We start from the raw sequence: 22,662 nt of genomic DNA on the forward strand, positions 1-22,662 counted from the left end.
TGATCCGGATCACCGGACGTATTCGGTAGATCAAGGGCATGGTTCAGCGCGGCGGAGATTTTCGTCACCCGGCGGGGGGTAGGTGCTGGACGCGGCCGCCCAATAAGGACGGCCGAATACATCGGTTGCCATCCCGCGTGGCCTGACGCCGGCGTCCCGCGTCGCCCTGCTCGCGTTCAGCCGCCACGCCAGCGATCCCAGGAGGCGTCGTGATCAAACGAGGCAAGCAGGCACAGAGCGGACAGGTCAAGCTGACCTTCAGCGTTCCGGTCGATCAGGCCCCGGGCGGGCTGTCCGTGGTGGGTGACTTCAACGATTGGGATCCCTATGCCCACCCGATGCAGGTGAAGAGGGACTCCTACGAGTTGACCGTCACCGTCCCGGCCGACCGCCCCATCTGCTTCCGCTACCTCGCCGACGGCGGGGTGTGGTTCGACGACGTCGATGCCGACTACCACGACCAGCACGGCGGCCACCTCAGGCCCGTCGCTCAGAGCGTTGAGGCCGATGACGAACCCCTCGCCGTGAGCGCCTGACGCCGGCGGCGTGACGACTTCCCCGGGAAGGCCTTTCCCAGGGAAGTCCTTCCATAAGGCTTTCAGGAAGGCTTCTCCAGAAAGCTTCTCCCGGAAGGCTTTCGAGACAGGCTTGTCAGCCGGGGGGGACGAGCGGGCGCTGGATCACCGGCTCGCACACCATGAGCGTCGAAGAAGGTGTCGCCGTCAGGGCGATGCGGTTCCGGCCTCATATGTCAGAGCCACGCCGCAGCCGGGATCGCGCCCCTCCGCCCCCTTCCAGCCCTTCCGGCCCTTTGTACCGAAGGGCTGAACGTTCTACCGAAGGGCTGAACGCCGGGACGATCAGGCACCGAGGTCGCGGGCCACGGTGTCCAGCGCGTCGGCGAGCTCGTCCAGGTCGTGATCGCTCAGGTCCTCACCCGTGAGCCGCTGCTCCAGATCCCGGCGGCTCACGATCACAAGGCCCTCCGCCTCGGCCTCCGGAGCGATCACGATCTTGCCGCCGACAAGGGTCAGCGCCGCGTCCGGATCCGCGGAACCGAGCAGCCTGCGGACGTCATCTCGTTGCACGAATTCCATGCGAATCTCCCCGAACCTCGCGTGAGGTAGCGAATGTTACCCAGGTGGGAGCGCCGAACCGGTGAGCGCCCCCGCCAGGCCGCCTCCCCGAATCCAACGCGCACCCTGGGCTCCGTCCTCGTGGGAGCGAGGCAGCGCCGGTTACCGATCATCCTTGTCCGGTCATCTGGGAGCACATCGCGGGAAGAAAGCGCTTCCATATGCAAGATGACCGGACAAGAGGCCCCCGGATAGGGCCGCTGAACGAGGCGTGACGGCAGCGGTGAGACACATGACGGAGAGAAGACCTGAACCGGCCCGCAGGCCGATGCGTCATGAGGGCATGCTGAGGACAGCGATCCCCATCCTGGCCGGAACCTTGCTGGTGAAGCGCCGCCCATCCCCTCAGGGGGATGGACGGCGCCGAGTTGAGATGGGGCATCTCACCCGTCACGGGTGACGGCGGCATACCGCCCCACCATCCGGGAGATCAGCAGTAGCCGAGCATGGTGTTCAGCGCGGACTTCTCGCTGCTCTGCAGGGTGAGGTTGTAGTACCACTTCACCTGGATCCACGCGCGGGCGTAGGTGCACCAGAACGAGCTCAGCGAAGGTTTCCACGTGCTGGGGTCCTGGTCTCCCTTGGCCTGGTTGACGTTGTCGGTGACGGCCCACAGCTCGGGACCGCCCAGGTCGTTGGCGTAGGCCTGCCGCTGAGCGGTGGTCCAGGCCCAGGCGCCCGAGCGCCACGCCTCGGCGAGGGGCACCATGTGGTCGATGTCGACATCCGACGCGGCCGTCCAGGTCGCGCCGTCATAGGGGCTGTACCAACTGCCGGAGACGGCGGAGCAACTGGAGTTGGTCACGACGCCTGTGCCGTCACGCTTCAGCACGGTCTCGCGGGTGTCGCAGGTGCCGCTGATAGTGATCCAGTGGGGGAAGAGGGCGCGGTCGTAGGTGGACTGGTGGCTCTCGGAGGCGACGGTGAGCACGGCGAGCCGGGAGGCGGCCGTGCTGGCGGACGGGATGTTCGGTGGGGTCGCGCCGGCCGGTCCGGCGGTGAGCGTGAGAGCGAGGACGACGGTGACGAGGGCGGCGAGCGTCCCGGCGAAGACTCGTTTCACGAGCCTCTCCTTCTGCCCGCTTCTCCGGCCAGGAGGGGGGTCTGGGCGGTGACGGAGAAGTCAGACAGATCGGAGAGTCGCTAAAGCTGACAACCGGTGAAATGTCGAGTCTTGATCGGTAGAAATTGCCGCATTTGTGGCATATCGCCCGTAACTCGACAGGCCGCTCACCTGGCCTGCAAGTACGCGCAGCGCGGCCTCACGACACGGCGGTTCGGGTTGCCGAACGCCGCATGAAGATCTCGTAAACGCAGGTCAGGGCGGCGATTCAGGCCAGCCGTAACCTCTGCGGACGATCAGCCCGAAGAGCCGAGGCCCAGACCGTCTCACAAAGGGACGAACCCAAGGAAATGTCGTTCTGGAGATTCCCTGAACGTACCGGATCCACGGAATTCGACCTGGAGAGGTTGACGATTCTCTCCGACCGGTGTGTTTTGGCGATAGCGTCCAGAGCCGATCGGCGGGGCGGGAGGGGAGTTTCGGTGGTTTACGAGGCTGTGCTTTCGGCGGAACAGTACGGGGCCGACGGCTATTCGCATGACGCCTTGGAGTGGCGGACTCAGAACGATGTCGCCAAGCAGCGCAATATCGCGACATTTCATTTCATCCCTCGGCCAGGTGTCGCGCCCGTGGCGCCGAATCCCACGCAAACGCTCGCCAGCACGGGAATCGGCGTCTACACGACGGTGGGCGTGTACGTCGAGCACCAGGTCCGGATCAACGCCAGCCACTCGGAGCAGCAGTTCATCGACGGCTTTCTCAAGCGGCTCATCTCGGAGGGGGTCTATCCCGCCCAGTACGTCGTCGACTGGGTCTACACCGAGCGTCCCGCCTGCCCCGACGTCTACTGGAGCAACAAGCGGGTCGCCTCCGGCTGCCGGACCGGGATCGAGCAGATGGAGAACCTGCAGCGCCAGCGCAAATGGGATCCGGGGCAGCCGCATCCGTACCCGTACGAGCTCCGCGACGACCTCAAAATCACCGTCTACAGCTCGTTCGACAGCGCCGCCGAAATCGGCCAGACCGTCATATTCGGCCCAATACGGAGAGAAGTTTTTATCGATCTGTACTACAAGCTGGTCACCCTCTATCAGAGCGAGTACGCGGCCCAGCCGGGAGACGACTACGACACCAACCTGTACGACAATCTGATTCCCGCCCATGCCCGGGCGGTCGCCGAGGGGTTGCCGTCATGGACGGATTACCACCTGACCTTGCGGGACAGGCCGTTGTTCCGGAGAGAGCTGACGCAGGAGGCGGACACGATCCTGAAGGAGGAGAAGGCCGCCGTCCAGGCTCGCCTGCGGAAATGAAAGGCCGCTGATGCCGAGCGGGCGTCACGGACCAGCGGACCAGACGCCCGATGCGCCCGGCGGGCTCGTGATCCTGAATGACGCGGACGGCCACACCATCCTGCCCCGTTGAACGGCGCAGGACGGCGTGGCCACGCGCTTCTCAGACGCGGCTGTCAGACGCGGTCACCATTAGTGAGCGCCGTGGCCGTCGCCCGGCCGGCCCCAGGGACCCGTGATCGCGAGCACGTAGCCCGGCGTCTGGATGTTGGCGAACAGGATCTTGCCGTCCCCGTTGAAGGTCGGACCGGTGAACTCGCTGTCGTTGAGCTCGTTGCGGGCCATCGGGTAGGCCGTGCCGTGCTTTGTGACGCCGACCAGGTGGGACAGGCCCTCGCCGTCCTCGGCCAGGATGATCCCGCCGTACGGTGAGACCGTGATGTTGTCCGGCCCGTCGTAGTTGGTGTCCTGCTCGGGGTCCGGGTTGACTCCGAAAATCGTCTTCAGGGTGATGGTCTCCGACTTCGGGTCGTAGAACCACACCTGACCGTCGTGCTCGTTGACGCTGCCGTCGCTGGTGCGGGCGTAGCTGGACACGAAGTAGGCGCCGCCGTCGGCCCACCAGGCGCCCTCCAGCTTGCGGGCCCGGGTCACCTGGTCGTTGGTGAGCTGGTTGCGCACGGAGACGGTCGCGGCGCCGCGGTCCGGCACGTCGACCCACGTCACCTTGTACTTCGTGCCTGCCTGGGTGGCCTCCGACAGGTCGGCGATGTGCCGGGTGCCCTTGGAGCAGCTCATGGCCTGCAGGGTGCCGGCGGTGTCGCCCCCCTGGCTGAGCGCGAGCGCGCGCAGCGCCCCCTTGCAGCCCCGGAAGTTCTTCGGCGGGGTCCAGCGGAAGTAGAGCCCGTGCGGGGCGCTGGCGTCCTCGGTCTCGTAGATGGCCGAGGTGCGCGGGTCGACCGCGACGGCCTCGTGGGAGAACCGGCCGAGGAACTTCAGCGGGACCGGGTCGATGTTGGCCTTGCGGTCGAACGGGTCCACCTCGAAGACGTACCCGTGGTTCTTCTGGAAGGCGCCGCCGGCCCGCTGCTCGGTCTCCTCGCAGGTCAGCCACGTGCCCCACGGCGTGATGCCACCGGCGCAGTTGTTGTGGGTGCCCGCCACGCTGACGTACTCGCGGATGCGGTTCCCGTGCCTGTCCACGTCGATGGTGGTGGTTCCGCCGTGCGCGCCCGGGTCGTAGGTCAGGCCGGGCAGGGCTGGCACGCCGTAGGGCTCGCCGCCGCCGATCTCGTGGTTGTTGACCAGGGCGAAGCCGTCGCGGCTCTGGAAGAAGCCGGTGCCGTCGGCGTCGCTCGGAGTCGGCTCCCCGGTCTCCAGCAGCGTCTTGCCGGCCTGAGCAACGATCTTGTAGGAGAAGCCCTTGGGGAGGGCGAGCAGGCCGGCCGGGTCCGAGACGAGCGGGCCGTACCCCACGGCCTTGAGACCGGCCTGCGCGGTCTGAGCAGCGGCGGGGCCGGCGATCGCGTCGATGCTGCCGATGATGGCGATGCCCAAGCCGCCCGCTGCACCGGAACGCAGGAGGTCACGGCGAGAGATGGAGGAAGTCACAGGAGTACCTTTTCGCTATATATCGGAAGGTATGACTGGACCCAAGCCGCCCGCTGTGAACGGCTCCTCTCCCGATGCGATCACATTAGTGAACGCCCGGCAAACGATCCGCGTCAGCTCCGCGAATGCTGAAGGTAAGCCGCACGCGGCGGCCTAATGCCGGTGAGTCGCGTCGGGATGCCGGGGGTCGGCGGGGTGCTCGAAGCCGGGCATGAGCCGTACGAGAGCGGCGTGCCGCCGGCCCAGCCACGCGCTGAACTCGCGATCCACCGCCGCCTCGCGCAGCTCGGCCTCGATCAGGCCGCCGACCTGTTCGTACGGCTCGACATAGAGATCGCGGTTGCGCTCGTGATAGGCCCGGCATTCCTCCACCGGCACGACGATCTCCTGCCCGATCCGGCGGCGCAGGGCGCGGGCGACCGGCATCGACGCGAGCACGGCCGCCGCGACCCCGCCCATCCGCAACGCCACAGGCAACGTGAGACCCTGCCTGCCTCCGTTTTCCTGCTCCGCCGACACCCCCAGGGCGGCCGCCTCCGTTTCGATCACCGCTTCGTGGGTCATCACCTGCACGACCCACCGCCGCAGGTTCCGCCCGTCAGCGGTTCCCGGCTGCGGGAGCCGCCCCGCGAGCGGCCCTCGCCGTAACGCGTCCACGCGCGCCTCGACGTCCTCGACCAGGATCGGCCGCTCCCCCACATAGGCGGCGGCCGCGGACGGCCCCGCACCGCCGTTCCCCCGATGTTCGTGACCGTTACCGCGATCCGAGCCCATGGTTGAACCGTACGACCTGCGGCCCGGTCAGGAGGCCGGGGGCCGAAGACTCCGACAGCAATCATCCAATCACTTGCCTTCAAGCGCCGCTGTGAGAAACGGTTCTGTCAGCGAGAAACCCGCCTCCAGCCAGCGAGGCGCGGCGCGAGCAGCCCCGCCGCGAGGGCAGCCATGGATCGTACGGCCCGCAGGGACCCGCGCGGACCGCTCCACGGATGGAATGACACATTCCCGCAGATGAACCGGACCATACGGCACCGTGCCGGCTCACCGGCCCGCATGCCCGGCCGCGTCAACTTGCTAGCCGAACTCTCTTGACTTTCGCTAGTAACGGATGGTCTGCTGCTTGATTAAGAAACTTAACTAAAGGTTTCTCACCCCCCACCGCAAGGAGAAATCATGGGATCTCTCTCCCATCCGGCGCGATTGTGCGCGGGCGCGCTCATGGCGGCGCTGCCCCTCGCCACGCTGGTCGCACTCCCCGCGTCGGCCGACCCGGTCGACGGCACCGGCTGGACGTCGTACTCCCCCACCTTCTCCGTCCAGGAGAGAGGGTGTGGCGACGTCAGCGACCTCACCTTCACACTCACCTGCTCCACCTCCAGCGGCGACCAGCGGGCCGAGCGGCGGTACGAGACGTACTCGAGCGGCTCGCGCCAGTTCGAGGGGTACTTCCGCATCACGAGCATGGGCGGCAGCCGGATCAGCCTGAAGCAGACGTTCGCCGGGGGCCCGTTCTTCCTGCTCGGCGTCGAGAAGGGCGGCCGGCTCTACGCCGTGGAGGGGGGCACCACGATCGCGAGCGGCGCGACGGTCGGCACCACGGTCCGCGTCAACACGGTGCACGTGGTCGGCAAGACTCTCCGCGTCTTCATCAACGGGTCGCTGAAGTACAGCAGGTCCAGCCCCAGCGGCAGCTTCTACGACAAGTTCGGGGCCTACCGTACGGCCAGCGGCAAGGGGCCGATCACGGTCCAGTGGAGCAACGTCCAGTTCTGGCGTAAGTAGCCTCGCAGGAGGCACCACCTCTGCGACCGTCCCGGCCGGATTCACCGGCCCGCCGGGGCGGTCGCGTCCCCCTACGCGAGGCTGACATTGAGTGCGAAAGTTCCATCCCTGACGTTGTCGCTTCTCCTGGCCGGGCTGGTCGGCTGCTCCACCGCACCGCCGGAGAAGGCCATGCCGCCGACGGAGGCCCCCGCGTCAGCGGGGAAGGTCACCGCGCCAACGCCGATCCGGCTCACGGCCACGCTCGTCTCGCCGGTCGACATCACCCTGGCCTGGCAGGGGGACGACCCCGAGGCCGTCGGACGCACCGTCGAGTTCGCGACCGAGCCACAGGGCCAATGGACGATCATCGAGTTCTTACAGGCCCGGCAGACGACGTTCACCCACCCGGATCTGATCCCGCAGACGCCCTTCTACTACCGCCTCCGATCGGTCTACGGCCCGGCGTCCCAGGCGATTCAGGTGACCATGCCGAAGGGCGCCCTGACCAAGAAGATCCAGAAGAAGGACCACAGCTGGATGGCTCCCCGGACGGTTCCCGGGGGACCAGTGGCGAAGCAGTCGATCCGGAACACCGGCACCACCGCGGCCGGGGCCCCCACGGACCTGAAGGCCACGGTCATGCACGCCAACGGCGTCAAGTTCACCTGGACGGATCACGCGAGCGACGAGGAGGGATACCTCATCGAGGTCAAGGCGGCGGGTAGCCCGGACTTCCGGGTGGCCGCGGTCCTCGACCCGGACGTCAACTCCTTCGGCCTGATCACGCTGCCGGAGGAGAAGCACGCCTCCTTCCGCGTCCGGGCCTTCTACTACGGGCCGCCGTCCAACGTCGCGCACCAGACGACCGGCGCGGATCCGTCGTCGGACGGCTGAGGATCCCCCGCGGCCCGGCCGTCGTCACGCTCCTCAGTTCTCGCTCGACACGGTCCGGACGCAGTCGAGCGCGAGGAACAGCCGCCGGAGCACGGCACGGACCATGCGGGCCTGGGACGGTTGCAGCACTTCGGCCAGATTGTCCACCTCCAGACCGGCGAGCACCGCGAGGACCAGGCGCGCGTCGGTGTTGGGGCTCTGCGAGCCCAGGCTGGCGAGGACCCGTCTGAGCTGGGTGCGGAGCGAGTTCTGCCAGGCGCTCGAGGTCCGTGCCAGCTCCGGCCTCCGGCTGGATTCGACGAGGAAGGAGTACTCCGCCAGCAGTTGCTCGCGGGCGTCTCCCAACCCCTCGATGACGAAGTCGGCCAGCCTGTCGGCGAGATGCTCCGACGGCAGCCCCTCGCGGAGGTCAGTGATCGTCTTGACGACCCGATCCGTCTCACGCTGGGTGTGCCGGTGGAACGCCTCGGCGATCAGCTCCTGCTTGCCCCGGAAGTAGTAACCCATCGCGCCCAGCGGCATCTGCGCCTCGGCGGCGAGCGCCCGCATCGACAGGCCACCCAGCCCGTCACGGCCGATGATGCGGAGGGCGGCGTCGAGGATCTCGGTCTTGCGGGTGATCCCCCGCTCGCTGGGCGGCATCGTGCCGAGCTCATCGGGCAGGTCGTTGACGGGGGACGTCATGGCCGCTCTCCCTGTTCCGCCCGGAAACCCTTGATCCAGGACCACAGGTTATCGCCCAGGGCGGTCACTGAGTATCCTCCCTCCAGCAGCGCCACAGTAGGCAGTCCGAGGCCCGCGACATGCCGTCCGATCCGGCGATAGTCCGCCGTCGTGAGCGCCGCGTCTCCTGAGACGTCCCCGTCGTAGGTGTCGAACCCGAGGGACACCACGACCGCCTCGAAGCCGCCGTCGAGCACGCGATCGGTGGCCGTTTCCAGCAGATCGAGATAGTCGTCCACTCCCACGCGGGGTGGCAGCGGAAGGTTGACCGTGTACCCCGAGCCTTCACCGGCGCCGGTCTCGTCAGGCCAGCCGGTGAAATAGGGATAGTGACGCGCCGGGTCGCCGTGCAGGCTGGCGTACAGCACATCGGCGCGGTCGTAGAACAGCGCCTGGGTGCCGTTGCCGTGGTGGAAGTCGAGATCGAGGACGGCCACGCGGGACACTCCACCATCGCGGAGCGACTGTGCGGCGATTCCGGCGTTGTTGAGGTAGCACCCTCCGCCGAACAAATCGGGACCGACATGGTGGCCGGGCGGGCGGCACAGTCCCACCGCCAGCGGAGCGCCCCGCCGGGCCAGCTCCGCCGCGGTCAGCGCGGTGTCGGCCGAGGCGGCGGCGGCCGTCCACGTGGACGGCCCGACGCCGGTGATCGTGTCGAAGCAGTAGCGGCCGAGTGCGCCACCGCCGGCGTGGGTCAGCGGCCCCATCCCCTGGCGTAGCCGATCGTGGAGGAAGGTGTCCGCGAAGATCAGATCGATGCCGTCGCCGGGCGGCTCCGCCGACGCCCATGCCGTACGGAGGAACTCGATGAGGCCGAACCCGTGCACGCGCCGGATGGGCTCCAGGCCGTATGAACCCGGCGCTGTCAGCGTGATCTCGGGCCGTCCCGCGAGCGCGGCGAGTATGGCCTCGACGCGGGCGGTGGTGTCGAACGCCGGGATCGCGCGGCCGCACTGGACCTCGACGGACGGGGCATGGCCGGCGTGTGAGGGGCAGGCCACAACCGGGGTCGGGGCGGCCGTGACGGCCTGCGTATCAGGGGTCGTCATGAGGTGGGCTCCAGGGCTGCGAGGTCGACGGTGAACACCCACGGCATCTGGTGCCGCCAGCCGGTCAGGCCGGCCTTGGCCGCGATGGTGTCACGCACGTCCGCGATGTTGATCCAGCACAGGGAGTTCTGGTACTCCCGCGCCGCCTTCGTGTAGAGCTCCTGGGACTCGGCGCGGTCGACCGTCACCCGAGCGGCGTCGGCGAGCTTGTCGGCGGCCGGGACCGAGCATCCGAGGAAGTTCACCGGAGCCTTCGTCGCCTGATAGATCGACATCCACGTGTCGACGTGTGCCGCGTCGGGGTTCATCGCCGCGACGAGGATGTCGGGACGCTGCTTGGGCTCGGCCGGAAGGGCGAACACCTGGGCCGGGCCGTACGGGCGGACGGTCGCGGTCAGTCCGGCCTGCTGGAGCTGGATCTGGAGCATGTTCGCGAGTTGCTGTAGCGAGTTGTCGCCGTAGTAGCCGATCGTGACGCTCTTGCCCTTATTTCCGGACAAGGTGGTGAGTGCCTGAGGGTTGGCCTGCCACATGTCGGGAGCCGCGCCCTTCGGCAGCATGCCTTCCGGGTAGACCTCGGTGGAGGCGGTCGCCCTGTCCCCGTAGATCTGCTTCGTCAGCGCCACCGTGTCGAGCGAGTCCCGGAGCGCCTGCCGGGCGGCGAGCGGGCCGAACACGGCCGAGTCCGGGTTCACCCAGAGCTGCGTCTTGAACAGGGTAGGGAGATACCGCACCTGGAAGCCGGGGTTCTGTTTGATCGCCGCGTAGTCCCGGGTGTTCAGACCGTGCAGCACCATGTCGAGCTGGCCGCCCTGGAGCTCGATGGACTGTGTGGAGAAGTCCGGGACGACGGCGAAGTCGACCTCGGCGAAACGCGGCTTGACGCCCCAGTAGTGAGGGTTGGCGGTGAGCACGTAGCGGGTGGTCTTGACGACACTGGAAAGCTGGTACGGGCCCGTGCCCGCCGTGTGCGCGCCCAGCCATCCCGCCCCGTGGTCGTCGCCCGTGGCGTGGGCCTTCGCCGCCGCCGGGCTGACCGCGACCGGTCCGTACGGCGAGGCGAGGTAGTCCAGGAACGGCGCCACCGGCCTCTTGAGACGGACGACGAAGGTCGCGGGATCCGGGGCGTCCGTGGACTCGACCTCGGCCAGCGTGTAGGCGGGACCACCGGCGAGCGCGACGCGCCGCTCGAAGCTCGCCTTCATCGCGGCGGCGTCGAAGGCCGTGCCGTCGCTGAACTTGACGTCCGTCCGCAGGGCGAAGGTGTAGGTCTTCCCGTCGGAGGACACCTTCCAGCTCTTGGCGAGCAGGCCGGTGATCTCCGCCGAGTCCGGCTTGTACGTCAGCAGGCCCTGGTAGGCCGCGGTGGTGATCTGCAGGCCCTCGGCCTCGTAGTAGGTGTCCGGATCGAGTGGCGCCGGGTCGGCGCTCAGCGCCAGGCGCAGCGTGGTGGAGGTGGAGGTCGATGGGGCCGACGGGCTGTTCCCGGAGCAGGCCGTCAGGCCTGCGCCGAGAGTGAGCGTCAGGACGAGTACCGAGGTGACCGTGCGCATGGTCGTGACCTTTGATGGGGGATTAGCGGGCGAGTCGTGGGTCGAGGACGGCTTGGGTGATGTCGACGGCGGTGTTCACCGCGACGTACGCGACGGCGAGCAGCAGTGTGGTGCCCGCGATGGCGGGGAAGTCGGAGGTGGGGATGCTCTGGGAGATGTACAGCCCGAGCCCCGGCCAGGCGAAGACGGTCTCGACGACCACGAGGCTCGCGAAGACGCTGCCGAGTTGGAGCCCCGCCATCGACAGCGGGGTGGTCGCCGAGTTGCGCAGCCCGTGGTGCAGCAGGATCGCCCGTCGCGAGAGACCCTTGGCCTTCGCGGTGCGGATGTGGTCGGACTCCAGTGCCGCCGTGAGGCTGGAGCGCAGCGTACGACCGACCGCGATCGCGGGCAGCAGTGCCACGCAGACCGCGGGCATGACCAGGTGGCGGAGGGCGTCGAGCGTGACGTCGGGGCGGCCGGTGAGCAGCCCGTCGACGGTCAGCAGTCCCGTCGGACCGCCGGGAAGATCGGCGATCGACGTGCGCCCGGTGGGGGGCAGCCAGCCCAGGTTCCGGTAGAACACCATGATGCCGAGCAGCGTCAGCAGGAAGGCGGGCGCGGAGGCGATCGCCAGGAGCACGGTGTTCAGCGGGGCCGCGCCACGCCAGCGGCCGGCCGTACCGATCCCGAGCACGAGGGCCAGGACGGCGGCGATCAGGCAGGAGAACAGGGCCAGTTCGAGGCTCGCGGGAAGGAACTGCGCGATGTCGGTCGCCACGGGCCTGTGGGTGCGCAGCGACGTCTGGAGGTCCCCCGTGGCGGCGCCCGTCACGTAGCCCCACCACTGCGCGTACAGCGGGAGGTCATAGCCCAACTGGTGGCGCACGGCCTCGACCTGCGCCGTGGAGGCCGACGGGCCGACCAGCACGCGCACGGGATCGGTCGCCGACAGATGCTGGAGGACGAAGAGAACGACCGTCAAGCCGAGGCAGATGGCGACCGCCCCGGCGAGCCTGCGACCGGCCAGTGCGAGCATCAGATCCTCCCTGACTGGGCTTGCAGCCGGTCACCGGACAGGTTGGCCGCGAGGGTGAGGACGGCCACGCCGATTCCCGGAAAGACGGGAATCCACCATGCCGTGAGGATCGAGGACAGGCCCTGGGTCGCCATGGCCCCCAGCTCCGGCGCGGGCGGCGGCGCTCCGAGTCCGAGGAAGGACAGGCCCGCGAGTGTGAGCACCACATATCCGAGGTCGAGGCTCGCCGCAACCACGAGCGAGGACCAGGTGCCCGGCAGGACATGGTGCGTGGCGACCCTGAGCCGCCCGATCCCGCTGAGCCGCGCGGCCTCGACGTGCGGCCGCGAACGGATGGCGCGCACCTCGCCGCGGACGATCCTCGCGTAGTAGGGCCACCACACGACGCTGACTCCGATGAGCGTGTGTTCGAGCGACGGCCCGATCGCGGCGACCACGGCGATCGCGACGAGGGCGCCGGGCATGGCCAGGAACCCGTCGGTGATCCGCATCAGCAGCTCGTCGAGCCAGCGCGGCCCGAGGCCCGCGAGGACGCCGGCGACCAGGCCGATCAGCATGCCGACGACGACCACGGCGAGAGCCGACAGCCAGCTCAGGCGCAGGCCGTACAGCACGCGGGAGAACACGTCGTGGCCCACGTCGTCGGTGCCGAACAGCGCCGAAGCGCCCGGCGGGGTGAACGGAACCCCCGCCGCCTCGGTGGCGGTGTGCGGCGCGACGAGGGGGCCGAGCACGGCCAGCAGCGTGATGACCGCCACGGCGACGAGCCCGCCGTTCAGCCTGGACAGCCTGGACAGCCTGCCCGCGAGCCGGCTGGATGCGCGTCTGGGGGTGAGGATGGCGCTCATGACGCGGCCGACCCGGCGGTGGCGCGCTCCTCGTACAGGAGGCAGTCGACCAGATGGCCCGCGTCGAGCCGGACCGGCGCGGGCGCGCGCGACGCGCACTCGGCGCGGACGGCCGGGCAGCGGGTGCGGAACCGGCAGCCGCTGGGCGGCCGCAGCGGGTCCGGCGCCTCCCCCGCCGGGGCCGCGATGGCCCGCCCCGGTTCGGGAATCGCCGAGACCAGGGCCTGGGTGTAGGGGTGCGCGGGTGATCCCACGACGACGTCCGCCGGCCCGATCTCGACGACGCGACCGAGGTACATGACCGCGATCCGGTCGGCGACGACACGGGCCGCGCCCAGATCATGGGTGACGAAGAGGACGGTCATGCCCAGCTCGCGGCGCAACTCGCCGATCTGGTTGAGCACCCCCGCCGCGCGGGACGCGTCCAGCGCGCTGGTGGGCTCGTCGCACAGCAGGAGCTCGGGGGGATCGATGATGGCTCGTGCCATCGCCACCCGCTGCCGCTGGCCGCCGGACAGGGCGCCCGGCTTGGCGTGCAGCACGTCGTCACCCAGCCCGACCAGTGTCAGCGTGCGAGCGATGCGCCGTCGTGTCTCCGCCTTCGACAGACGCAGCCGGGAGAGGCGCTCGCCGAGCAGCGTCGCGACGGACAGCCACGGTGTCAGCGACGCGCCCGCGTCCTGGAACACGATCTGCGGCCGCGCGTCGCCGTCGAGGTCGATCGCTCCGGAGCTGACCGGGGTGAGCCCGGCGACCGCGCGAAGCAGTGTCGACTTGCCGGAGCCGCTCTCCCCGACGATCGCGACGCTCTCTCCCGCCTCCACCGTGAGATCCACTCCGCTGAGGGCCGAGAGGCGTACGTGGCGGCCCTGCCCGCGGACCCGGAAACGCTGGTGAACGTTTCTAAGAGTCAGCAGCGGACCTCGTCCCGACACCGCGTTGGGCGGCCACGACGCCGAGCCGGGTGCGGCGGGACGATCGGCCAGTTCGTCGAGGCGCAGGCACGCGCTGAGGCGTCCGGGCTCGCCGGGAACCGGCCGCGGCTCGGGCGGCGCCTTCTCACAGTCGTCCGTCCGCAGATCGCAGCGGGGGGCGAAGGCACACCCGGGCAGCGGCCGGGTCGGCCGGGGCGGCTCCCCCGGCATGGTGGGCAGCGGCCGGGCCACGTCGGAGGTGAGGCTGATCCGGCTTCTCAGCAGGCTCGCGGTGTAGGGGTGGCGGGGCTCGGACAGCATCAGCGCGGTCGGGCCGGTCTCCGCGAGCCGGCCTCCGTACAGGACGACCAGGCGGTCGCACACCTGCGACGCGACACCGAGGTCATGGGTGATCAGCAGGACGGAGCAGCCGAAGTCGTCGCGCAGCCGCCGCAGGAGCCGCAGGATCTGGGCCTGCACGGTCACGTCGAGCGCCGTGGTCGGCTCGTCGGCGACGATCAGCGCCGGATTGCCGGCCACCGCCATCGCGATCATGACGCGCTGCCTGAGCCCGCCGGACAGCTCGTGCGGATAGACGCGCATCCGGCTTTCCGCGTCCGGGATGCCGGCCGCGGTGAGCAGCCGCACCGCTTCCTCGACCGACCCGGCGGCCTCGACGACCTGCCTGCCGACACGCATGGTCGGATCGAGGGAGCTCATCGGGTCCTGGAAGACGGATCCGAGATCCAGCCTGCGCACGGCCCGGCGGCGCGTCTCAGGGCTGGTGAGCATGTCGGCGCCCTTGACGAGAACTCTGCCGGTGACGGCCGGCGCCGGATGCTCGGGCAGCAGACCCAGCACGCAGGAGGCGAGCACGCTCTTGCCGGATCCCGACTCGCCGACGAGCCCGACGATCTCGCCGCGCCCGATCGTGAGGTCGACCCCTCGCAGCGCGTACGCGTCAGGCCGTCTCGGGCAGCGGAAGGTCACGTGGAGGTCCTGAACGGTCAGGATCGCGGAATCGGGGCCGGTCGACGGCGACCGTGCGGGGTCACGGCGGTCCTCTGGGGGCAATGCGGACGCCTCCTAGGTGCAACTCCAGCGTATTAGGTCGAACGTTCAACTCTTCGGATGCGTCCGAATGAGGTGCGAGGCAATGACGGTGACATACCTCTAGGTCAGACTGCAAGAGGTTGACAGGAGTGCCCTGGAGGACGGTATAGATGAGCTCCGAGTGGGACGAACGTTCAACTTGTCTGGAGCGCGATTGATGACCGAACGGAAACAATCCGGTAATCCCGGGGGCCTACCCTCCGGTCTCCTGGCGCAACTGGAGGCGGAGTCCTACATTGGGCCGGCGACCTTCGGCAAGCAGTTGTTCCTTACCGAGCCCGAGCAGCTGGACCAGTGGTCGCCGGACGTCGCGGTCGTCGGGGCTCCGTGGGACGCGAGCACGACCTACCGGCCGGGAGCCCGCTTCGGGCCTCGTGCGCTCCGCGCGCTGACCCACGTCAACGGGAGCTACCACCTGGACCTGGGCATCGAGATCTTCGACTACCTGCGGGTCGTGGACTACGGCGACGCCCTGATCAGGCACGGGCTCTGGGAGCCGTCGGCGGCGGCCATCAGGGAGCGGGTCGGGGAGATCGCCTCCCGAGGCATCATGCCGGTCGTGCTCGGCGGCGATCACTCGATCACGTGGCCCTCCGCCACGGCGGTCGCTGACGCCCGCGGGCACGGCTCGTTCGGCGTCATCCACTTCGACGCGCACGCCGACACCGCCGACGAGATCGACGGCAACCTGGCGAGCCACGGCACACCCATGCGACGACTGATCGAGTCAGGCGCCGTGCGCGGATCGAACTTCGTCCAGGTCGGCCTGCGCGGATACTGGCCCCCCGCGGAGACGGTCCAGTGGATGCGTGAGCAGGGAATGCGCACCCACTTCATGCACGAGATCTGGGAACGCGGCGCGAACGCCGTGCTCGACGACGTCATCGCCGAGGCGCTCGACGGGCCGGACGCCGTCTACCTCTCGGTGGACATCGACGTGCTCGACCCCGGATTCGCGCCGGGCACGGGAACCCCTGAACCCGGCGGCCTGGCTCCCGTGGACCTGCTGCGGATGGTCAGGCGCATCGCGATGGAGACCAACGTGATCGCGATGGACGTCGTCGAGGTGAGCCCGCCGTACGACGTCTCGGATCTGACCGTCAACAACGCCCACCGCCTGGTCTGGGAAGTCCTCGCCGGCCTCGCCCACAAGCGGCGTGCCACAGGCGGGGGACCCGAAGGAGAGACAACGACATGATCGACCGTAGCAATCTCAGGGCGCTCATGGAGCGCGAGCAGGCGGAGTTCACCGCGCGGAACCCGGCCTCGCGGCGGGCCTTCGAGCAAGCCGAGCACCTGTTCGGCCGGGTGCCGATGACCTGGATGAACAAACGGGCCGGCGCCTTCCCCCTGTACCTCGCGACCGCGCACGGCGCGCGGGTCACCGACATCGACGGGCACGACTACGTCGACCTCGCGCTCGGCGACACCGCGGCCATGGCGGGCCACTCGCCCAGGGCGACCGTCGAGGCGGTGTCGCGCCGGTTCCGCGATCTGGGCGGCGCGAGCGCGATGATGCCGACCGAGGACGCCGAATGGGTCGGGGCCGAGCTGAGCAGGCGGTTCGGCCTGGCCAAGTGGAGTTACTCGCTGACCGCCACCGACGCCAACCGCTGGGCCATCAGGATCGTCCGCGCGATCACCGGGCGGCCGAAGATCCTTTTCAACAGCTACTGCTACCACGGCAGCGTGGACGAGGCGCTCATCGTGACCGGACCCGACGGGGAAGGCGTCAGCCGCGAGGGCAACGTCGGCGCGCCCGTCGACGTCACGATGACCAGCCGGGTCGCGGAGTACAACGACCTGGAGGGGCTGGAGCGCCAGCTCGCCCATGGCGACGTGGCCGCCGTGCTCATGGAACCGGCGCTGACGAACATCGGCATCGTCCTGCCCCAGCCGGGATACCTGGAGCGGGTGCGCGAGCTGACCCGCGCGTACGGAACTCTGCTGATCAACGACGAGACCCACACGTTCTCCGCCGGGCCCGGAGGATGCACCGCCCTCTGGGGCCTGGAACCGGACATGCTCACCATCGGCAAGGCGATCGGCGGCGGCATCCCCGCGGGCGCCTACGGCATGTCGGCCGAATTCGCCGAACAGGTGCTCTCCCGCACCGATCTGGACCTGGTCGACATGGGCGGCGTCGGCGGCACGCTCGCGGGCAACGCCCTGTCGGTCGCGGCGATGCGCGCCACCCTGGAGCACGTGCTCACCGACACCGCGTTCGCGGGTATGACCGCGCTTTCCGAACGGTTCACCGCCGACGTGAACGCGGTCATCTCCGAGTTCGGCCTGCCCTGGAGCATCCAGCAGTTCGGGGCGCGGGCCGAGTACCGGTTCGCCTCCCCCGCTCCGGTGAACGGAACGGAGTCGCGGGCGGCCCTCGACCTTGAGCTCGACGACTACCTGCACCTCTACCTGGCCAACCGGGGGATCCTGCTCACGCCGTTCCACAACATGGCGCTCATGTGCCCGGACACGACGATCGAGGACGTGGCGCTCCACGGCAGGCTGTTCCGCGACGCGGTCAAGGAGCTGGTGGGCCGATGACGAACTCTCACGGGGTCGCCATCTCTCACGGGGTCGCCATCGTGACCGGCGCCGGCAGCGCCGACGGCATCGGATTCGCGTGCGCGCGGCGGCTCGCCTCCGACGGGATGCGGGTGGTGCTCTCCTCCACGACCGACCGCATCCAGGAGCGCGTGGCGCGGCTGCGGGAGGAGGGCGCCGACGCGGTGGGCGTCGCGGCGGACCTCACCGATCCGGCCGCGGCGGAGGAACTCGTCCGCGTCGCCATGGAGCGGTTCGGCCGGTTGGACGTGCTGGTCAACAACGCCGGCATGACCTCCGTCAGCGACCCCGACGACCCCGACGACCCCGCCGACATCGGCCGGCTCTCCGACGACCAGTGGAGACGGTCGATCGCCCGCAACCTCGACACCGTGTTCTTCATGACCCGGGCGGCTCTGGACCCCATGCTCGCCGCCGGCTACGGCCGCATCGTCAACATGGCGTCGGTGTCCGGCGCGGTCCTCGCCTACCGGGGCGACAGCGCCTACCACGCCGCCAAGGCCGGGATCGTCGGCCTCACCCGGGCCGTGGCGATCGAGGTCGCGCACCGGGGGGTGACCGTCAACTCGGTGGCTCCTGGCTGGATCGCGACGGGTTCCTCAACGGAACGAGAGCGGGCTATGGGGGCGGCCACACCAGTGGGCCGGCCGGGGACCGCCGACGAGGTTGCCGGCCTCGTCGCCTTCCTCGCGTCGCCGAGTTCGAGCTACGTGACCGGCCAGGTCCTCGTCGTCGACGGCGGGAACTCCATCCAGGAGGAGGGGGGCGTCCTGCTTCCCACCGCAGGTCAGCGGTAGGGACGTGCGGGCAGTAAACGATCCGGACGCACGCTCTTCACGCGGCATTGGTTGTCCCAACGCGGGCCGTACACCCAGGATATCGGCCATGAGCGAGGCCGAATCGGATCACGACCACCAGCACCAGCACGGACACCTCAGAGGCATCGCCGAGCGGATCAGCGAGCATCACGAGCGCGCCGTCCAGCGGCGCGAGGAGGACGAGCTGGTCAGCGCGGCCAATCAGGCCGGCTTCGACCTCGGCGCCGACATCGGCCACCCGACCGTGCGGCACACCGCGACCACCTACGACGTCGAGACCGACATCGGGTTCGAGAACGAGCCGCCGGAGCTGCGCGACTAGACAAGACCACCAGACGACGCCACCGCCGTACCGGTCCCGGAAACACGGGAGCCGATACGGCGGGGCGGTCGCGAGCGCGGGGTCAGTCTGCGGTTGACGTGCCCGTTGACCTCCAGCCGGCGGTGCTCGCCCTGGAAGAACAGGGCCCAGAACAGGCCCAGAACAGGCTCAGAACACCTGCCGGCCGCGCCGCCAGACCCTGGCGACCAGGGGGACGCCGGGGCGGTAGGCGAGATGGACATGCGAGGGCGCGTCCAGCAGGACCAGGTCGGCCCGCGCCCCCTCGGAGATCCGCCCCACGTCGGTGCGGCGCAGCGCCCGCGCGCCGCCGAGCGTGGCCGACCAGACCGCCTCGTCGGGGGTCATCCCCATCTCCCGCACCGCCACGGCGACGCAGAACGGCATGCTGGTGGTGAAGCTCGACCCCGGGTTGCAGTCGGTGGACAGCGCCACCGTGACCCCCGCGTCCAGCAGGCGGCGGGCGTCCGGGTAGGGCGCCCTGGTGGAGAACTCGGCCCCCGGCAGCAGCGTGGCCACGGTGGTCCCGGAGGCCAGCGCGTCCACGTCGGCGTCCGTGAGATGCGTGCAGTGGTCGGCGGAGGCGGCGCCCAGCTCGACCGCGAGCTGGACGCCCGGCCCGTGGCCGAGCTGGTTGGCGTGGATCCGGGGAGCCAGGCCGCGGTTGACGCCGCTCTCCAGCACGGCCCGCGCCTGGTCGCCGTCGAACGCTCCCCGCTCGCAGAAGACGTCCACCCAGCGGGCGTACGGCGCGCAGGCGTCGAGCATCGCCCCGGTCACCAGCTCCACGTACGCCTCGGGGGTGTGCTCGTCCGGGACGACGTGCGCGCCGAGGTAGGTCACCTCGTCGGTGTGCGCGGCGGCGATGCGGAGCGCGCGGGCCTCGTCCTCGACCGTGAGCCCGTAGCCGGACTTGCACTCGATGACCGTGGTGCCCTGCCGCAGCGCCTCGGCCACCAGGCGGGCCACGCCCGCCGACAGCTCCTCGTCGCTCGCCGCCCGGGTGGCCGCCACCGTCGTGCGGATCCCGCCCGCCGTGTACGGCAGGCCGGACATGCGCGCGTTGAACTCGGCCGTCCGGTCGCCCGCGAAGACGAGATGGGCGTGGGAGTCGACGAAGCCGGGGATCACGGCCCGGCCACCGGCGTCGTACGCGTCGTCGGCGGCCGGGGCGCGCGACGCCGGTCCGGCCCAGGCGACCTCCTCGCCCGAGACGACGACGGCGGCGTCCCTCACGATGCCGAGCGGGCCTTCCCCGAGCGACGGGTCGTTGGTGACCAGGCTCCCGATGCCCGTGATCAACAGCGAGGCCATCATGCCCCCAGCCCCGCGATGGCCTCCCGGAGCGCGCGGGGCACGTCCGGAACGAGCTGGTGGACGCCGTGCCGTACGATCACGCGGCCTCCGGCGACGACGTCGGTGACATCGGCGGCGGTGGCGGCGAAGACCGCGGTCTCCAAGCCGTGCGACAGGCCGTGCGACAGGCCGTGTGACAGGGCCTGCGACGGACCGGCGGTGCGGACGGAGTCGAGCGACACGGTGACGAGGTCCGCGAGCGCGCCGACCTCCAGCCTGCCCGCCTCCGGCCAGCCGAGCGACGCGTGACCGTCGGTGGTGGCCGCCCGCAGTAGGGCGGCTGCGGTCCAGTGGCCCCGGCGGCGGGTGCGCAACCGTTCGTCCAGCTCCATCGCGCGGGCCTCCTCGAACAGGTCGATGACGGCCTGGCTGTCGCTGCCGAGGGAGAGCGGCGACCCGGCCTCCTGGACCTCGCGAGCGGGCCCGATCCCGTCGGCGAGGTCCCGCTCGGTGGTGGGGCACATGCACACGGTCGTGGCGGAGCCTCCGAGCAGCGCGACGTCCTCGGTGGTGAGGTGGGTCGCGTGCACGGCTGTGGCGCGCGGGCCCAGCACCCCATGGTCGGCCAGAAGGCGGGTGGGCGTCACGCCGTACGCCGCGAGGCAGCCCTCGTTCTCGGCGGGCTGCTCCGACACGTGCGCGTGGATCGGAGCCTGCCGCTCCCCGGCCCACCGGGCGACGACGCCGAGGCCGGCGGCGGGCACGGCGCGGACCGAGTGCACCGCCGCGCCGATTCGGGCGTGGTCCCGGTCCTTCAGCGCGGAGACCCGCTCCGCCCACGCGTCCGCGGAGCCGTCACTGAACCTGAGCTGGGTCTCGTCGGGCGGGAGGCCGAACCCCGACGACAGGTAGCACGCGTCGAGGAGGGTGATCCTGATCCCGGCCTGGGCGGCCGCCTCGATCAGCGCCTCGCCCATCGCGTTCGGGTCGTCGTAGGCCGCGCCACCCGGAGCGTGGTGGAGGTAGTGGAACTCGCCGACGCAGGTGATCCCCGCCAGAGCCATCTCGGCGTAGACGGCCCGCGCGAGCCGGAGATAGCTCTCGGGCGTGAGGGCCGCCGCCACGCGGTACATGATCTCCCGCCAGGTCCAGAACGTGCCGCCGCCGGACTGGGTGGCCCCGCGCAGCGCCCGGTGGAAGGCGTGGGAGTGGGCGTTGGCGAGCCCCGGGAGGACCAGGCCGTCCAGGATGACGGCGTCGCCGGGAGCGGCCGACGCCCGGATCTCACTGATCCTCCCGTCGGAGACCTCGATGAGGACGTCGCTGAGGACGTCGCTGGGGACATCGTTGGGGACATCGTTGGGGACATCGTTGGGGACATCGCGTTCCAGCGTGCCGGTCCAGGCATGCCTGGCCCAGAAACGGCCGTTCACGCGGTCTCCCGCAGCAGGTCTTCGAGGACGTGGGCCAGCGCGGCGACCCCGGCGAGGCAGTCGGCCTCCTCGGCGTGCTCGTCCGGGCAGTGGGACGCGCCGGTCGGGTTGCGCACGAACAGCATGGCGGTCGGGACGGCCGAGGCGAGGATGCCGGCGTCGTGCCCCGCGCCCGTCGGCAGCACGGGAGCCCCACCTGACAAACCGCCGAGCAGCCCGGCCAGGCGATCCCTGAGCTTCCCGTCGAACTCGACGAGCGGCGTGTAGGACTCGCAGGTCACCGTCGCCCCGGCCTCGTGGGTGAGCTCCTTCACGAGCATGTCGAGCGTGCCGGACTCGGGGGCGCGGGAGTCGAGCCACGCGGTGACCCGGGAGGGGATGGCGTTCGTGCCGTTGGGTTCGACGGAGATTTTGCCGAACGTGGCGAGGGCCCCGGCGCGCTCCGCCCCCGCACGGGCGTGGAGAACGGCGGCGGCGAAGGCCAGCATCGGATCGCGGCGGTCCTCCAGGCGGGTGGTCCCCGCGTGGTTGGCCTCACCCCCGAAGTCGAACCGCCACCGGCCGTGCGGCCAGATCGCCGACGCCACCCCGACCGGGGCCTCGCCCAGGTTCCTGCCCTGCTCGACGTGAAGCTCGACGAAGGCGGCGACCCTCGCGAGCCGCTCGTCGTCGCGGCCGATCGCGCCCGGGTCGTAACCTGCCCGCTCCATGGCGGCGGCGAGCGTCACGCCGTCGTCGTCCCGGAGGTCCCGCGCGTGGGCGGGGTCGAGGACACCGGTCATGAGCCGCGACCCGACGCACGCCACGCCGAACCTCGCGCCCTCCTCGTCGCCGAAGTTGACGATCGCGAGCGGGCGGCCTCCCCGCACGCCGCGCTCCCTCAGCGCGTCCCGTTCCCTCAGCGCGTCCCGTTCCCTCAGCGCGTCGAGGGCGGCGAAGGCCGAGACGACGCCGAGCGGCCCGTCGTACGCCCCGCCGTCGGGCACCGAGTCGAGGTGGGAGCCGGTGACGACGGCGTCGCCCCCCGTCGGGTCGCCCCACCAGGCCCACTGGTTGCCGTTCCGGTCGATCTCGTAGGCCAGGCCACGCCGCAGCGCCTGCTCCTCGAACCACGCGCGGCATTCGGCGTCGGCGGACGTCCACGCGTGCCGGCGGTAGCCGCCCGTCGAGCCGTGCCGGCCCACCGGCAGGAGCTCGCGCCACATCACGCGGAAGCCGTCCTC

Annotated in this window: 21 protein-coding genes; 8 read left to right on the forward strand and 13 right to left on the reverse strand. The window is 70.1% G+C overall.

Annotated elements, in window-relative coordinates; translation table 11 throughout:
* Positions 1 to 209 precede the first annotated feature (209 nt).
* Complete coding sequence (locus tag ABH927_RS17675; protein ID WP_370022819.1) at positions 210 to 536, forward strand: isoamylase early set domain-containing protein; 327 nt, start codon at positions 210 to 212, stop codon at positions 534 to 536.
* Between the two features lie 324 nt (positions 537 to 860).
* On the opposite strand, the gene ABH927_RS17680 is transcribed toward ABH927_RS17675, so the two are convergent.
* On the reverse strand, positions 861 to 1,097 hold the full coding sequence (locus ABH927_RS17680) for a hypothetical protein (protein ID WP_370022821.1): 237 nt from the start codon (positions 1,095 to 1,097) through the stop codon (positions 861 to 863).
* A 469-nt stretch (positions 1,098 to 1,566) separates the two neighbouring features.
* Positions 1,567 to 2,199 carry an HNH endonuclease family protein gene (locus ABH927_RS17685; protein ID WP_370022824.1) on the reverse strand — a complete coding sequence of 211 codons (633 nt, stop codon included), beginning with the start codon at positions 2,197 to 2,199 and terminating at the stop codon, positions 1,567 to 1,569.
* A 629-nt stretch (positions 2,200 to 2,828) separates the two neighbouring features.
* Here ABH927_RS17685 and ABH927_RS17690 point away from each other — a divergent pair.
* Positions 2,829 to 3,512 (forward strand): hypothetical protein, encoded by a 684-nt coding sequence (locus tag ABH927_RS17690; protein WP_370022826.1) that lies wholly within the window; start codon positions 2,829 to 2,831, stop codon positions 3,510 to 3,512.
* Positions 3,513 to 3,683: 171 nt separating this feature from the next.
* Here ABH927_RS17690 and ABH927_RS17695 read toward each other — a convergent pair whose 3' ends face one another.
* Positions 3,684 to 5,102, reverse strand: coding sequence for an alkaline phosphatase PhoX (locus tag ABH927_RS17695; RefSeq protein ID WP_370022827.1), 1,419 nt, complete (start codon positions 5,100 to 5,102; stop codon positions 3,684 to 3,686).
* A gap of 153 nt (positions 5,103 to 5,255) precedes the next feature.
* The gene (locus ABH927_RS17700; protein WP_370022829.1) at positions 5,256 to 5,876 is read right to left on the reverse strand and encodes a hypothetical protein; all 621 of its coding nucleotides are present in this window, start codon (positions 5,874 to 5,876) and stop codon (positions 5,256 to 5,258) included.
* A 399-nt stretch (positions 5,877 to 6,275) separates the two neighbouring features.
* On the opposite strand from ABH927_RS17700, the gene ABH927_RS17705 reads away from it, so the two are divergent.
* Together ABH927_RS17705 and ABH927_RS17710 are read left to right on the forward strand one after the other, a co-directional pair.
* The gene (locus ABH927_RS17705; protein WP_370022831.1) at positions 6,276 to 6,884 is read left to right on the forward strand and encodes a hypothetical protein; all 609 of its coding nucleotides are present in this window, start codon (positions 6,276 to 6,278) and stop codon (positions 6,882 to 6,884) included.
* Between the two features lie 114 nt (positions 6,885 to 6,998).
* Entirely contained in the window at positions 6,999 to 7,760 is a 762-nt protein-coding gene (locus ABH927_RS17710; protein ID WP_370022832.1) for a hypothetical protein, read from the forward strand.
* A 33-nt stretch (positions 7,761 to 7,793) separates the two neighbouring features.
* Here the strand turns inward: ABH927_RS17710 and ABH927_RS17715 are convergent, their stop codons facing one another.
* Genes ABH927_RS17715 through ABH927_RS17740 form a run of 6 tightly spaced genes read right to left on the reverse strand, consistent with a single transcriptional unit; the run spans position 7,794 to position 14,942 of the window.
* Positions 7,794 to 8,444, reverse strand: coding sequence for a TetR/AcrR family transcriptional regulator (locus tag ABH927_RS17715; protein ID WP_370022834.1), 651 nt, complete (start codon positions 8,442 to 8,444; stop codon positions 7,794 to 7,796).
* Positions 8,441 to 9,535: a histone deacetylase family protein gene (locus tag ABH927_RS17720; protein ID WP_370022836.1), complete on the reverse strand. Its 1,095-nt coding sequence runs from the start codon at positions 9,533 to 9,535 to the stop codon at positions 8,441 to 8,443. The genes ABH927_RS17715 and ABH927_RS17720 overlap by 4 nt, the downstream gene beginning before the upstream one ends.
* Positions 9,532 to 11,088 (reverse strand): ABC transporter substrate-binding protein, encoded by a 1,557-nt coding sequence (locus tag ABH927_RS17725; protein WP_370022838.1) that lies wholly within the window; start codon positions 11,086 to 11,088, stop codon positions 9,532 to 9,534. The genes ABH927_RS17720 and ABH927_RS17725 overlap by 4 nt, the downstream gene beginning before the upstream one ends.
* A gap of 22 nt (positions 11,089 to 11,110) precedes the next feature.
* Positions 11,111 to 12,106 (reverse strand): ABC transporter permease, encoded by a 996-nt coding sequence (locus tag ABH927_RS17730; protein WP_370022840.1) that lies wholly within the window; start codon positions 12,104 to 12,106, stop codon positions 11,111 to 11,113.
* Positions 12,106 to 12,954, reverse strand: coding sequence for an ABC transporter permease (locus ABH927_RS17735; RefSeq protein WP_370022842.1), 849 nt, complete (start codon positions 12,952 to 12,954; stop codon positions 12,106 to 12,108). The genes ABH927_RS17730 and ABH927_RS17735 overlap by 1 nt, the downstream gene beginning before the upstream one ends.
* Positions 12,951 to 14,942 carry a dipeptide ABC transporter ATP-binding protein gene (locus ABH927_RS17740; RefSeq protein WP_370022844.1) on the reverse strand — a complete coding sequence of 664 codons (1,992 nt, stop codon included), beginning with the start codon at positions 14,940 to 14,942 and terminating at the stop codon, positions 12,951 to 12,953. Before ABH927_RS17740 ends, ABH927_RS17735 begins: the two co-directional genes overlap by 4 nt.
* A 196-nt stretch (positions 14,943 to 15,138) precedes the next feature.
* Between ABH927_RS17740 and speB the strand changes: the two genes are divergently transcribed.
* The 4 genes from speB (at position 15,139) to ABH927_RS17760 (ending at position 18,692) form a co-directional block, all read left to right on the forward strand.
* On the forward strand, positions 15,139 to 16,179 hold the full coding sequence (speB, locus tag ABH927_RS17745) for an agmatinase (RefSeq protein WP_370022845.1): 1,041 nt from the start codon (positions 15,139 to 15,141) through the stop codon (positions 16,177 to 16,179).
* Positions 16,176 to 17,531 carry a transaminase gene (locus ABH927_RS17750; protein WP_370022847.1) on the forward strand — a complete coding sequence of 452 codons (1,356 nt, stop codon included), beginning with the start codon at positions 16,176 to 16,178 and terminating at the stop codon, positions 17,529 to 17,531. The genes speB and ABH927_RS17750 overlap by 4 nt, the downstream gene beginning before the upstream one ends.
* Positions 17,528 to 18,349, forward strand: coding sequence for an SDR family NAD(P)-dependent oxidoreductase (locus ABH927_RS17755; RefSeq protein WP_370022849.1), 822 nt, complete (start codon positions 17,528 to 17,530; stop codon positions 18,347 to 18,349). Before ABH927_RS17750 ends, ABH927_RS17755 begins: the two co-directional genes overlap by 4 nt.
* A gap of 88 nt (positions 18,350 to 18,437) precedes the next feature.
* Positions 18,438 to 18,692 (forward strand): hypothetical protein, encoded by a 255-nt coding sequence (locus ABH927_RS17760; RefSeq protein WP_370022851.1) that lies wholly within the window; start codon positions 18,438 to 18,440, stop codon positions 18,690 to 18,692.
* Between the two features lie 168 nt (positions 18,693 to 18,860).
* Here the strand turns inward: ABH927_RS17760 and hutI are convergent, their stop codons facing one another.
* From hutI to ABH927_RS17775, 3 genes are read right to left on the reverse strand one after another with little or no spacing between them, the layout of a single operon-like run.
* Positions 18,861 to 20,027 carry an imidazolonepropionase gene (gene hutI / locus ABH927_RS17765; RefSeq protein ID WP_370022853.1) on the reverse strand — a complete coding sequence of 389 codons (1,167 nt, stop codon included), beginning with the start codon at positions 20,025 to 20,027 and terminating at the stop codon, positions 18,861 to 18,863.
* Entirely contained in the window at positions 20,024 to 21,439 is a 1,416-nt protein-coding gene (locus tag ABH927_RS17770; protein ID WP_370022854.1) for a formimidoylglutamate deiminase, read from the reverse strand. The genes hutI and ABH927_RS17770 overlap by 4 nt, the downstream gene beginning before the upstream one ends.
* On the reverse strand, positions 21,436 to 22,644 hold the full coding sequence (locus tag ABH927_RS17775) for an allantoate amidohydrolase (protein ID WP_370022955.1): 1,209 nt from the start codon (positions 22,642 to 22,644) through the stop codon (positions 21,436 to 21,438). Before ABH927_RS17775 ends, ABH927_RS17770 begins: the two co-directional genes overlap by 4 nt.
* Positions 22,645 to 22,662: the final 18 nt, after the last annotated feature.

Origin of the sequence: Planotetraspora sp. GP83 (assembly GCF_041262585.1) — a bacterium.
Lineage (GTDB): Bacteria > Actinomycetota > Actinomycetes > Streptosporangiales > Streptosporangiaceae > JAOEGB01.